The sequence below is a fragment of the Ruminiclostridium hungatei genome (assembly GCF_002051585.1).
In the GTDB taxonomy this organism is placed as follows: domain Bacteria; phylum Bacillota; class Clostridia; order Acetivibrionales; family DSM-1351; genus Ruminiclostridium; species Ruminiclostridium hungatei.
On the sequence record NZ_MZGX01000014.1, the window covers coordinates 18,518 to 31,379 of the forward strand.

Below are 12,862 nucleotides of genomic sequence, written 5' to 3' on the forward strand. Positions count from 1 at the left end.
TATTTTAAATCACCTTCTGTGCTTCTCAATCAGATTGGAAGATATGAATGAGGGCAGATATTTTTTCCACAGGGGTTCTTCTTCGGCATATTTGTAATTTGAGATTTTATCGTACAGCCATGCTCTGTCAAAGTATGAACCTTTAAGAGGAATGTTCATAGGGCCTGCCTTGTGCGTGATAAGGCTGGAACCGTCAGAGTAAACCGAATACGGCAGGCCGGATGCCTCGAGTATGGTGGGTGAAACATCCAGGAAGGACGCTACCGCCGATTTTTCAGTGTACTTCTGTTTGTCCGGTGTAATAACAATCATAGGAACAAATTCAAAATATTTATCTCCGTCAATAAAGGAAGCCTGTGCAAAATCCTCCGAGTTGATATTGGGAGTGTGGTCTCCGTATATTATCACATAGGTATTGGGAAAGTTTTTCTGGATTGCCGATACATAATCCCTGATTGACTCATCCACATAACTGAAGGAGTTGAAGTAATTTTTCACGATTTCATTATCAATATCGTCGTAAGCAGGATTGTTATAATAATTTCTTGCACTTTCAAAGGGACCGTGGCTGGTCATGGTTATTACGTATGAAACAAAGGGCTTGCCCGAGGCTTTCATTTTATCCAGAGCAAAGGAAAAAACCTTGTCGTCGGGGGCTCCCCAGCCCTCATCCTCATAATTCATGGAGCTGATATCATAGAACCTTTGAAAGCCCATTTTTGACAGCGCGATATTCCTGTTATAAAAGGCTCCCACATTGCCATGGAAGGCCATAGTATCGTAAGAGGCCTTGCTCAGCTTTGAGATGACCGAGTTCTGATACCCATAGGAGGTAAGCTTTATGGCAGGGAAGGATTCCAGAGGCTCAACACTGTTTATAATGGAAAACTCGGCGTCCGAGGTGCCCCCACCCTGATGATAGCTCAAGGTATATGGATAATAAATGCTGTTTTTGGTCAAGGAGTTCAAAAAAGGCATTATATATGAATCCTTGTATTGCTGGCGGACTATATTGGCATCCATGGACTCCACCTGAATAATGGCAAAATTCGGACTTTGGGAATTCAGATAGGAGTTTTTGGGGTCATTTCCGACACTTATCGTATTGCTGTTTGACTGCTTGTGCCCGTAATGAATTTGCTGGATCAGTTTGGATTCACTGTTGTTCTTGATAATATTGACCACACTGTTTGCAAGGGTACCATATCTTTCTACTATTTCTGTTTCTCCGGTATACCTGTCGTCCATATACTGGGCGATGGATTTGTTTTCATAGTAGTTATTTGTTTCAACTCCCAGCAATATGATAAGTGAAACTATAACCAGGGTATACTTTATCAACGGCAGCCTGATTTTATTTGCTTCCTTCTTAAAATACCTGATAAAAATATACAGGGCTAAAGGTGCATCAATAAATACCACCAGCAACTGCATACTCTTGGGATTGGCCAGGTGCGTAGCTGATATCATCGCTTCCTTGAAAAGTGATATCCACTGCAAAAAGTGAAGATAGCTGTGATAATACAGGAAATAGGATATGTTGGTGAAGCAGTATATTCCCTGAGCAATCATGTAAATCAGAAAAAGATACCTTGACCTTACGCTGAGTACCAGAATAAGAATAACAGTGGAGCACAACAGTGTGAAGCCGAATTTGTATACAAGAATTTCCCTGGTGGCCTGTGGAATCAGGAAGTAGTTGTACAAGCTTAACTTCAGGGCATTGATAAATATAAAGAATGCTATTATCACAAAAGTATTTCTGTAAGGTTTGCTCTTAAAAGCTGTTTTGACATTTTTAATGCTTTCAACAAAAAAATTTTTAAACATTTAATCTGCCGGCATTCCTTTCTTTTTGATACTGATACTGCTTTTATATCTTGCCTGTGTCAATTTGGATTCCATATCCACTACTGTAAAATATATATATTTATTCTACTTCATTTTTGCCATAATTCCCATGGTGTTCTTGTAGGATTGCTGGATAAACGGTTTGTTGTAGCTTGTTACGTATTTCCCGGATATATTATTGCTGTCGGGAATAGGAATGATTTTAAACACAGGCCTGTTATTTGCATAGTACTTATCAACCCAGGTGGGCACATAATCTACGGTCTTCAATACTGTATTATTTTTGGAGTCCTTCTCCAGAAGGAGATTTACTATTATACCGTCTTCGGTATATATCTTATTTGGCCTTGCCGCCTTATCCACTCTTCTGTAGCCTGAAATAAAGTTGCCCATGGAATATATTATGAATTTATCCTTTCCATTAACCTTGACAATTTCGGACTTTTGAATTACATGGGGATGTGAGCCCAGAATTATGTCTGCTCCCCAGTTCAATAATTTTTTTGACAGTGAGGTCTGGGAGGCATCAGGTGTTCTCTGGTATTCGGTGCCCCAATGTACAATGACGATTACTGCATCCGAACCGGCTGCTTTAACAGCCTTAATATCCTTCTGCATCTGCTGCTCATTGATGGGACTCAGGTAAGTGCTTTTTTGAGAGGCGCTCAGCTTTTTGTCCAGGCCGTTATATATGCCCGAGTATGCCAGAATTCCAAGCTTTATACCATTGACTTCCTTGAACACGTATTTGTCCTTGCCATTGGTGGAACTGCCTACATTTATCATCTTGTTCTTATTTATCATCTGGATGGTTCTGGTCAGTCCGGTTATTCCTCTGTCCAGGCAGTGATTGTTTGCTGTTGACAATATATCAAAACCTGCTCCTGAGAGAGCTGTCAATATGGCATCGGGTGTATTGAAGCTTGGATAGCTTGTATAACCCGTCTTTGGTCCGGCAGTCACAGTTTCAAAATTGCCTATGGTCAGGTCGGCCTTGGAAAGGTAGGGTCTTACGTATTCCAGAAATCCGGTAAAATCATATGTACCCGTTTTGGGGGAATAGGCGTTGTTCAGGTTGCCCTGATGAGCCATTATATCTCCTACAACTGCTATAGCGGCAGTTTTTGTGGTGTGAGCAGGGACGGGCTTATCATTTCCAGGCTGGTTTTCAGAGCCGGTATTTCCGGAGGGTTCACCGGGTGTGTTGCCTGGCTGGGGATTTGAAGGCTGGCTTGAAGTCTGGGCCGCAGGATTATCGGTGCCGCCGGTTGAAGGGGCAGTACCTTCTGTAGTTTCAGAAGTTTCAGAGGCTGAAGGGGATGCTGTGCCGGCAGCAGCCGGAGTATTGCCTGCCGAAGGACTCTGAGAAGAAACCGGCGGGTTGGAGGCGGCAGCAAATACACTGAAATCGCTAAGGGCGTATATAATCGAAGTACTTCCCAGCAAAAAGCAGCACATTATACTCAGCACAATAAAAGTGTGCTTAAAAAGACGGAATTTTGTTTTCATTTTATATGTACCTTCCTAGAACATCAAAAATAATTTTTGTATAATACTAACAATATGACTATATCATAAATTTGCATTTATATGGTATACAAATTATGTAATAAGCTAAATATAAATTTTTTATCTTGAAAAAATTTAACCCCTTCTTTTAATATAATCTGGTTTAAAACTGTGCAGGATTGGTATTATAATATGATTAGAGATATTGAAAAATCAGTTGCTTTGGAGGTTTAGACATGCAGGATATAAATAGAGTCATACTTATTGTACTGGACAGTGTGGGAGTGGGGGAACTGCCTGACGCAGGGGAATACGGAGATGAAGGCAGCAATACTTTGGGAAATATAGCCGCCGGGTGCGGCGGGATTAATCTTCCGCACTTGAGTGGTTTAGGCCTGGGGAAAATAGATGGAATTGATTATATGCCCATACCTCAGGCGGTCAGTGGGAGCTATGGAAGAATGGCGGAGGTATCCAAAGGCAAAGATACAATTACCGGCCATTGGGAGATGGCAGGAATTCAACTGGAGTTCCCGTTTCCAACTTATCCTGATGGATTTTCACAGGAAATCCTGGATAGATTTCAGAAACTCACCGGCAGGGGAATTTTAGGAAACTGTGTAGCGTCAGGAACGGAGATTATCAAGCAATACGGCAGGGAGCATATGGAGACGGGAAAGCTGATAGTGTACACCTCGGCAGACAGTGTATTCCAGATAGCCGCACATGAGGAAATTGTTCCTGTTGATGAACTGTACCGGATTTGCCAGATTGCCAGAGACATGCTTCAAGGAGAAAATATGGTGGGCCGTGTCATTGCACGTCCTTTTACGGGACAGCCGGGTGATTTTTCACGTACTGCAAACAGACGGGACTTTTCTGCCCAGCCCACATCGGATACTATTCTGGATAAAGTACAAGAAAAGGGCCTGGAAGTAATCGCCGTAGGGAAAATCGAGGACATTTTTTCAGGAAAGGGCATCACGCAGGCTGAACATACGAAAAGCAACATGCACGGCGTGGATGTGACACTAAAATATATGAAGGAAAACAATAATGGAATAATATTTACAAACCTTGTGGATTTTGACATGGTTTACGGCCACAGGAATAACGCCGGGGGGTACAAGCAGGCACTGGAAGAGTTTGATGCAAGGCTTCCGGAAATTCTTTCAGCCATGAGGGAAGAGGACCTGCTGATAATCACTGCAGACCACGGCTGTGATCCGACAACGCCAAGCACCGACCATTCCAGGGAATATGTGCCTGTGGTGCTGTATGGCAGGAATATAAAGGCGGACGTGAATCTTGGAACCAGGAAAACCTTTGCTGATCTGGCCAGTACTCTGGCAGAAATTTTTGAAACAGAGAGGGTATTTCCGGGGGACGGTTTTTACAGCCTCATAAAAAAATAAGCTGGAATTGATTTGCCATATATGACTTAATGTATTATTATAATTATGTAATGGCTGATAGCATAGGAAACATGCATCAGTACAAACCAGAAAAATTTTATATTGGATGCTGACATGGGAAGCAGGTATAAAGCCTGCACGGTCCCGCCGCTGTAATTGAAGAGTTCTCCAGGGAATGCCACTGGTTAAACCCGGGAAGGTCTGGAGAATGATGACGCTTGAGTCAGAATACCTGTCCGCATCCAGGAAACGGCACGGCTGTTTCCTGGCACTGTTGCTCTACGAGAGATAGGGGGTGGTGAATGTTTACTCCGGTATATACATGTATGGCTTGATTTAAAAAGATGAAATCCTTTTAATGTGTTATAAAGTGTAATATACTGCAATTGATAGTAGCATGCCCCTCAGACACTTGTGTTTGGGGGCATTTTGAGTTTAACAGTTAATTATAATGGAGGATGGAAACAAATGAAAATTAAAATACTGTCATTAATCATGGTGTTCGCAGTAGCCCTTGGAATGTTTGCAGGCTGCGGCACCGATAATACTGCCGGTTTATCAACTGCTTCAGTCTCTGCAGTGCAGTCCGCCGCATCAGATACCGCCGCTTCAAGCCAAACAGAGGGAGCTGCCCCCGGAGAAGCTTCGGCAGGTTCCCAAGCTTCAAAGGCCGTCCAGTATCCTTTGACCTTAAAGGATGCAGACGGGACAGAGGTTACAATAGCGTCAAAACCCTCAAAAATTGCAAGCCTTCCCCTTGGAGCATGCGAGATGCTGCTTTCTCTGGTGGATAAAAGTCAGATAGCTGCCATGACAAATTATGTTGATGATGCGGCTGTGTCAAATATAGCCGATGTTGCCAAAGGAGTAGGCAAAAGGCTTGATTTCAATGCGGAAAAGATAATTGCCATACAGCCGGACCTGGTGCTGGTTGATACCTGGCAGGACAAGAATATCATAAAGCAGCTCAGAGATTCAGGGATAAAGGTTTTTGTTGTGAATACGCCGAAGAATGTTGATGAGCAGAAGGAAATGCTGAAGCTTCTGGGGGAACTCACCGACAGCACGGCAAAGGCAGAAGAGGTAATCAATTGGATGGAGCAAAAGCTGAAGGCGGTTTCGGATAAACTTGCCGGGCTTAAGGAACAGCAAAAGCTCACAATTATTGATTACAGTGAAATGGGATCTACAAGCGGCAAAGATACAAATTTTGACGATGTTGTTACAAGGGCCGGGCTTACAAACCCTGTGGCGCAAGCCGGGCTGACAGGCTGGCCGCAGCTTTCGAAGGAAATGATAGTCCAGTACAATCCGGATATAATCAGTGTACCCTCGTGGTTTTATGATACAAGCAAGGCAACGCCGGAAAGCCTTAAAAAATCCATAGCCCAGGACAAGTCTCTGGCTGGTGTGAAGGCAGTGAAAAACAACAGGCTCATATCGGTTCCCTACAACCATTTGAGCACTACCTCACAATATTCGGTTCTGGCTGTTGAGGATATGGCAAAAGCTGCTTATCCTGAGTTGTTCAAATAGCACTTTCAGAAGCAATATGGGCTTGCGGTAATCCGGTCCGGCAGCAGTTCTTGCAGAGTTTAAAAGTTTTGTTTTGCAGTAAGGCAACTTAATGGAGGTTATAGTGAAAAAGGCTGATTTTAAAATTGGAATAATACCTGTCATGCTAATGGTTTTACTGGTTATAACCATAGCAGGCACTGCTGTGGGTGCAGTTTATGTGCCGTTTTTCGATACCTTCAGGATAATACTCAAGAACCTGGGTTTGTTAAAAAATGCTGTCTTTGCAGAGGGACAGGAGCCTATAATTTTTCTGGTGAGGTTTCCCAGAGTTGCAGTAGCTGCGCTGGCAGGTACCGCGTTGGGAGCTTCCGGAGCGGTTATGCAGGGAATGTTCAGAAATCCCATGGCTGACCCGGGTATACTGGGCATTTCCAGCGGCGCCGGGCTTGGGGCGGTATTGGCCATTAAGTTGGGGCTGGCAGCAGTCAGTATGTATTATATGCCATTGTTTGCTTTTACGGGGGCTTTTTTAGCCATAATGGCAATCTACCTGTTATCCTATCAAAAGGGAAAAGTACCGGTATTGACGCTGATTCTTTCGGGTATAGCCATCAGTACTTTTCTTGGAGCTATAACAAATATAATTCTGACAATTTCTTATGACTATCAGGTCAAGGAATTTCTCTTCTGGTCTACCGGAGGCTTGGAGGGAAGGCGTTGGGAGCACTTCAGGCTGATAGTCCTTCCTGTATTTATAAGTGTTGTGCTGATGTGCATATTCTCAAGGGATCTCAACGTACTGCTCATGGGTGAGGAAGAGGCGAAATCTGTGGGACTGAATACCGGCAGGTTAAGAACTGTCTTATTGATTCTTGTCTCGGCAGCAACGGCAAGCGCTGTCTGCGTCACCGGGTCCATAAGCTTCGTAGGGCTTATAGTGCCTCACATAATGAGGCTTTTAATCGGGCCGGACCATAAGATTCTCCTGCCTGCCAGCGCCATTGGAGGCGCTATATTTCTGGTGGGCTGTGACCTTATATCAAGAGTGGTGGCAGTACCTTATGAACTGGGAGTAGGCATAATAACCGCACTGCTTGGAGCCCCGTACTTCCTGTATCTTCTTTTGAAATCCAAAAGGGCGGGAGGCGCTGTGATATAGTATGGACAATATTATTGAAATACAGAAGCTGGATTTTACCATAGACACCAGGAAAATATTACACGACATAAACCTCAGTATACGGCAGGGAGAGTTTGTGGGCCTGATAGGACCAAACGGGGCGGGCAAGACTACCCTTTTGAAATGTATAAACGGGATAAATCCCGCTGAGGGGCTTGTAAGAATAAAGGGCAGACATATTAAAACCTATGGTGATAAAGAGCTGGCAAGAGAAGTAGCGCTTATGCACCAAAATACATCTATAGGCTTTCCCTTTTCAGCACTGGACATAGTTCTTATGGGAAGATACCCATACCTTGGACGATTTAAAAGAGAAAGCGGTGAAGACCACAAAATAGCCAGGAGCAACATGAGCTACACCAATACACAGGGGCTTGAGAACAGTCCCATTACCCAGATGTCAGGAGGAGAGAGGCAGAGAGTGCTTTTTGCCAAGACCTTGACCCAGGAGACGGGGATAGTTCTGCTGGATGAGCCCACCGCAAGCCTGGACATCACCTATCAGGAGCAGATATTCAAGTATTCTGCTGAACTGACCAGCCTGGGAATAACAGTAGTAGCTGCCATACACGACCTGAAAATTGCCGCCAGATATTGTACACGGCTGGTGCTTTTGGACAACGGTGCAATTGCCGCCGACGGAAAGCCTGAGGAAGTGCTCACTTCCGAAAATATCTCAAGGGTTTACGGTGTAAATGCACTTGTATACAGAAACAGGATTACGGGATTGCTGGATATTTATATAAACAGGTTCAGCCCGCACAAAAAATCCGGGCGGGCTCATGTAATCGGAGGAGGAGGCTCAGCCACCGCCGTGCTGCGTGCACTGTATGAACAGGGCTACACTGTGACGGCTGGTGTTTTTTTTCATGGTGACAGTGATATTGGCAGTGCTGAGGTGTTTGGAGTGAAATATCTGGCAGAAAAGCCCTTCTGTGAAATATCGGAAGAGTTGCAGTCGGAAAATGTTTATAATATTAAAAATTCAGAGCTTACAATATTGTGCAATATGCCCTTTGGCTTTCAAAATATGGGTAACCTCCAGGCAGCGCTGAACGCAAAAAAGCTGGTCATAATAGAGGATGAGAAGCCTGAGGTCAGGGATTATACAGAGGGCAAGGCTTTGGAGCTGTACAACAGGCTGAAAAGGACCGCAGCGGCAGTTATACCTTCGGCCCGTCTTCACGAAGTCCTGTAGTGAGCCTGGAAGAGCAGGATAGAAACCGTAAAATTTGAGAATTGAAGCCGGTGCGGTTTTAAAGCACAATGCCGGAGTCTGGTGATAAATGTGTAATAGCAGAGGGTGGAGGATATATGGGCAAATTGATTTTTATAACAGGGGGCGCCCGCAGCGGCAAAAGTACCTTTGCGGAACAAAAGGCAGGGGAGCTGGGAGATAAAGTGCTGTACGTGGCGACTGCCAGGCGCATTGACCGGGAGATGGAGCAGAGAATAGCCCGGCACATACTGCGGAGACCTGCCGGGTGGGAAACCTTCGAGGGCTACAAAAATCTGGATATAGAGCTTGAAGGTATAATAAGGGATAAAAGTGCCGTGCTTTTGGACTGCATCACAATTTTAATTACAAATCTCATGCTGGATGAGGGTTTTGACTGGGACAGCTTTTCCAGGGAAAAGGCCGAAGAAATCGAGGATACAATACTTCATCAGATTGAAAGGCTTATCAGCCTGTCAAAAATGAGCTCCGTACCCTTCATACTGGTGGCAAACGAAGTTGGCCTGGGGCTGGTGCCTCCCACGGCAATGGGCAGGGATTTCAGGGACATTGCGGGAAGGATGAATCAACTTATTGCGAGAACCGCGGATGAAGTATATTTTTGTGTTTCAGGGATACCGATGAAGATAAAGGGGTGAGTTTGTGAAAGCACTTAAACGTCTTGTGCTGATGCTGCAGTTTTTTACCAGGATACCAATAAACATCAGTATTTCTTCAAATAGTTCGGATTTTGGAAAAGGATTGGTTTATGCACCCTTTGTAGGGCTTGTTATCGGCGCTTTGCTCACTATGGCTGCATATGGCCTTCTATATATATTTCCAAGGGTTATGGTCACTGCAATTATCCTGGTACTGTATATGCTGGTAACAGGCGGATTGCACCTGGACGGCCTGGGAGATACTTTTGACGGAATATTTTCAAACCGTTCCAAGGAAAGGATACTGGAGATAATGAGAGACAGCAGGGTGGGAACCAATGCGGTTCTTGCTGTCTCAGGTGTAATCCTGCTGGATTTTGCAGCCCTGACTCAGATAAATCCGGACTATTATCTAAGGACAATCCTATTGATGCCCATGGCGGGAAGGGCAGGATCACTTGTGGGAGCGGCTGTTTCCCGCTATGCAAGGCAGGGTGAGGGGCTGGGCAAATCATTTATTGACTTTTGCGGTAAGAAAGAACTTATATGGGGTTTGGCCATATATACTGCAATCAGTCTGCTGACCTTTGACCTGGGGCTGTGGTTTGTGCTGCTGCTGCCGCCGTTTTCAGCCCTGCTTTTTGTCCGGTTCTTCAGCCGGAAAACAGGAGGCGCCACAGGAGATATACTGGGTGCAGTCTGTGAACTCAACCAGTGCATATTTCTTATAGCGGCGTGCGGTATCCTGCAATAATCAATTCGCCATGCTTCAATTAATCCTTGTATTTTATTCCTCAAACAGCATGCAATCCACGAACAGTTGGTTAAAATCACTTCTGGCCGAAAGCTCCACATATGTGATTTTCCTGCTTAGCTCATAAGCGGCATTCAGGCTGTTCCTGTTCAGCAGACTTTCCGCGGCACCCTGTCCCGCCGCATTTCCCACTGTGATTATCCTGCCTTTTAAAGCACCGGGTATAAGGCCGATTTTTAAAGCGCTGTCAATATTTATATAGCTTCCGAAACCTCCGGCCAGATAGACAGTCTCAATCTTATCAAAGCTTATTCCCGCTTCCTTGACCAGAATATTGATACCTGCCGCTATGGCGGCTTTGGCATTCTGCAGTTCCCGTATATCCTTTTGCGTTAAGGCAATGTCGCGTCCTGTAAGCGTTTCTTCCTGTTCATAAAGCCTGAAGGCATTTATTCCGTCCACCTGGACAATACGCCGGGACAGAGCTGCAAGGGCCTGGTTTTCTGACTTCCAAAGAGTGTCAAGTCTCCCGGTCTCATCAACTATTCCCGCTTCCAGCAGTTGGGCAAGTATGTCCACTACTCCTGTACCACATATGCCCATGGGACGGGAGTTGCCGATAGTGGTGCAGCGAAAACCCTGTGTCAGGCTGACGCTGCTGATGGCACCTGTTATACTGCCCATTCCGTTGCGGATGTTTGCCCCCTCAAAGGCGGGGCCGGCAGCCGAAGAGCAGGCATACAGGAAGTCTTTGCTGCCCAGCACCATTTCTCCGTTGGTTCCTATGTCAATGAGCAATGCTATGGACTCCTGCCGGTACATGCCTGTTGAAAGTACGGCAGCTACGGTATCAGCCCCAATATATGCGGAAACCGAAGGCAATATTAGTGCCAGTCCCGAAGGGTTGATGGAAATACCCAGCTCTGCCGCCTTTACATTAATGCTGCGGGTGAAGGCCGGAATAAACGGAGCAGCGGCAATGTTCCGCGGGTCCACTCCTGTCAGCAGGTGAAGCATGGTGGTGTTGCCTGCCAGAGTTACGGCATATATACCGGCTGTACTGATTCCAGCCTGGGCACACAAAGCCGAGATACCCGCATTAACTCCTTTGACCACCTGAGCTTGAAGCTGTTCCAGGCCCTCAGGCGAATCCATTGCATGTTTGATCCTGGAGATAACGTCAGCCCCGTATATCTTTTGAGGATTTAGCAATGAACTGACAGACAGCCTTTTGCCGGTGTTCAGATCCAACAGGTAGCAGGCCAGGGTGGTGGTCCCTATATCCACAGCAGCACCGTAAAGTTCTGCTGTGGTGTCACCTGCCTCAACGGACAATAGTTTTGAGCAGCCGGTTACAAGAGTTACACAGGAACCCTCCTGTCTTAATGCAGAGGGCAGGCTTCGCAGCAGGCTCAAATCAGAGTCATCCGGCATTGCTTCACCATAAAGCTCTCCGGACTTTTGGGCACATATGCCGTAGTGCTGTGTTGTGTGGCAGTCCGGGTTTTTTATGCTGTCAATAAGTCTGGACAGATCGTCACGCTGATGGCTCAGACGTGATTCCTCCAGCTTCAGGCAAACCTTTGAAACAGGAGGGTCAGAATCAATATCCTTTGAAATACCTTCTGTTACTATTTTTGCGCTGTCATTCCGGGCATCCAGGGACACTTCCATATCACAGGACACAGGGATGCCGCATGCCAGCCTGTACCCCTCTGAAAGAGCGTCGCCGCCCAGCAGTTCCGACTCTCTCGGGCCAGGCTGCTTCAAGGGCCTGGAGTGGGATAATATTTTTACACGGCATTTTCCGCAAGTGCCGTTTCCATTACAGGGGGAGTCCACCTGTAAGCCGTTGCTCCTTAAGTGGTAGAGCAGGCTGTTATTATCCGGTACTTGAATTAATGCAGTTTTATCATCAGAATAAACTTTGATCTGAAACATTTTTTCACCGCCTGTAAAAGTATTTTAATGTGCCGGCAGCATTATTCTTCCCCGGACAACTGCGCTTTTATAATTTCCTTGTCGTAGGAAGCACATACCACTTCGCCGGGCTGTAATATTAAAACCTCGTCACTTTTGAATTCACCGTTTAAAATATTCCATAGCAGGCCCATACCCCCTTCAAACTCCATGTAGTCCCACTTGAAAAAATCGGCGGTATTTCTTGTGAAGCTTCTGTAATAATCGTTATTATTAAGGGAATCCCAGCGTATAAAACCGGCATTTTTATACTCCTTCATCCAGGTCTGTTCCATTTCCATAAGGTATTGGGCATTTTCTTCTCCATACCTTTGGGAATAGTCTTTATACAGGACCGAAAATTTCAGCTCACTGGGCTGCCAGGCCCGTTCAATCCAACCGGAAGAAAACCAGTATGTACCGGGATGTTTTTTAAAAAACTCCATATATTTCTCCCTGGAACCCAGCAATAAAGTTATACAATCATGAGCCCTGGGAATAACAAGAGGGACCTTGGGGCTTGAAATCCCGGCAGTCCCGTTGCTGCACAGTCCGTATGCAATAATGATGTAGTCATAGGCTGGACAGGTGCCAAGATAATTATATGGAAACCCGTCATTTGCCCTGTTGATTTCTTCCTGCAGAGACTCTCTGAGAAAGTCGGGCTTGTCGTGGAGACCCTGATGCAGGAAGGTAATATCAGTATAGTGCTGTGATAAGCCTGCCAGATAGGACAGCTCCCTGTTCAAAACGTCGCAGGCGATAATTTTCAGTCTGAGCATTTTGTTTTATCCTCCATGT

Annotated in this window: 10 protein-coding genes and 1 riboswitch; of the genes, 6 read left to right on the top strand and 4 right to left on the bottom strand. The window is 45.5% G+C overall.

Annotated elements, in window-relative coordinates; translation table 11 throughout:
- Positions 1-9: 9 nt before the first annotated feature.
- Positions 10-1,830: an LTA synthase family protein gene (locus CLHUN_RS11170; RefSeq protein ID WP_080064680.1), complete on the bottom strand. Its 1,821-nt coding sequence runs from the start codon at positions 1,828-1,830 to the stop codon at positions 10-12.
- A 105-nt stretch (positions 1,831-1,935) separates the two neighbouring features.
- On the bottom strand, positions 1,936-3,360 hold the full coding sequence (locus tag CLHUN_RS11175) for a CapA family protein (protein WP_080064681.1): 1,425 nt from the start codon (positions 3,358-3,360) through the stop codon (positions 1,936-1,938).
- A gap of 236 nt (positions 3,361-3,596) precedes the next feature.
- Between CLHUN_RS11175 and CLHUN_RS11180 the strand changes: the two genes are divergently transcribed.
- From CLHUN_RS11180 to cobS, 6 genes are all read left to right on the top strand, one after another.
- Positions 3,597-4,775 carry a phosphopentomutase gene (locus tag CLHUN_RS11180; protein WP_080064682.1) on the top strand — a complete coding sequence of 393 codons (1,179 nt, stop codon included), beginning with the start codon at positions 3,597-3,599 and terminating at the stop codon, positions 4,773-4,775.
- Between the two features lie 87 nt (positions 4,776-4,862).
- A riboswitch (cobalamin riboswitch) is annotated at positions 4,863-5,029 on the top strand.
- A 214-nt stretch (positions 5,030-5,243) separates the two neighbouring features.
- The gene (locus CLHUN_RS11185) at positions 5,244-6,311 is read left to right on the top strand and encodes an ABC transporter substrate-binding protein (RefSeq protein WP_080064683.1); all 1,068 of its coding nucleotides are present in this window, start codon (positions 5,244-5,246) and stop codon (positions 6,309-6,311) included.
- Between the two features lie 103 nt (positions 6,312-6,414).
- A complete protein-coding gene (locus CLHUN_RS11190; protein WP_242656502.1) occupies positions 6,415-7,452 on the top strand; it encodes a FecCD family ABC transporter permease in 1,038 nt (345 codons plus the stop codon).
- Between the two features lies 1 nt (position 7,453).
- Positions 7,454-8,671 (top strand): ABC transporter ATP-binding protein, encoded by a 1,218-nt coding sequence (locus CLHUN_RS11195; protein ID WP_080064685.1) that lies wholly within the window; start codon positions 7,454-7,456, stop codon positions 8,669-8,671.
- Positions 8,672-8,787: 116 nt separating this feature from the next.
- Complete coding sequence (gene cobU, locus CLHUN_RS11200; RefSeq protein ID WP_080064686.1) at positions 8,788-9,348, top strand: bifunctional adenosylcobinamide kinase/adenosylcobinamide-phosphate guanylyltransferase; 561 nt, start codon at positions 8,788-8,790, stop codon at positions 9,346-9,348.
- Positions 9,349-9,352: 4 nt separating this feature from the next.
- A complete protein-coding gene (gene cobS / locus CLHUN_RS11205; RefSeq protein WP_080064687.1) occupies positions 9,353-10,102 on the top strand; it encodes an adenosylcobinamide-GDP ribazoletransferase in 750 nt (249 codons plus the stop codon).
- Positions 10,103-10,135: 33 nt separating this feature from the next.
- On the opposite strand, the gene CLHUN_RS11210 is transcribed toward cobS, so the two are convergent.
- Positions 10,136-12,043 (bottom strand): ASKHA domain-containing protein, encoded by a 1,908-nt coding sequence (locus CLHUN_RS11210; RefSeq protein WP_080064688.1) that lies wholly within the window; start codon positions 12,041-12,043, stop codon positions 10,136-10,138.
- A 41-nt stretch (positions 12,044-12,084) separates the two neighbouring features.
- Positions 12,085-12,843 (bottom strand): DUF1638 domain-containing protein, encoded by a 759-nt coding sequence (locus CLHUN_RS11215; RefSeq protein WP_080064689.1) that lies wholly within the window; start codon positions 12,841-12,843, stop codon positions 12,085-12,087.
- Between the last annotated feature and the right edge of the window lie 19 nt (positions 12,844-12,862).

What these genes read in the sequence shown, in the direction of transcription:
- CLHUN_RS11180 (WP_080064682.1), top strand. Translation starts at nt 3,597, where the DNA reads ATGCAGGATATAAATAGAGTCATACTTATTGTACTGGACAGTGTGGGA.
- CLHUN_RS11210 (WP_080064688.1), bottom strand. Translation starts at nt 12,043, where the DNA reads ATGTTTCAGATCAAAGTTTATTCTGATGATAAAACTGCATTAATTCAA.
- CLHUN_RS11195 (WP_080064685.1), top strand. Translation starts at nt 7,454, where the DNA reads ATGGACAATATTATTGAAATACAGAAGCTGGATTTTACCATAGACACC.
- CLHUN_RS11185 (WP_080064683.1), top strand. Translation starts at nt 5,244, where the DNA reads ATGAAAATTAAAATACTGTCATTAATCATGGTGTTCGCAGTAGCCCTT.
- CLHUN_RS11175 (WP_080064681.1), bottom strand. Translation starts at nt 3,360, where the DNA reads ATGAAAACAAAATTCCGTCTTTTTAAGCACACTTTTATTGTGCTGAGT.
- CLHUN_RS11215 (WP_080064689.1), bottom strand. Translation starts at nt 12,843, where the DNA reads ATGCTCAGACTGAAAATTATCGCCTGCGACGTTTTGAACAGGGAGCTG.
- cobU (WP_080064686.1), top strand. Translation starts at nt 8,788, where the DNA reads ATGGGCAAATTGATTTTTATAACAGGGGGCGCCCGCAGCGGCAAAAGT.
- CLHUN_RS11170 (WP_080064680.1), bottom strand. Translation starts at nt 1,830, where the DNA reads ATGTTTAAAAATTTTTTTGTTGAAAGCATTAAAAATGTCAAAACAGCT.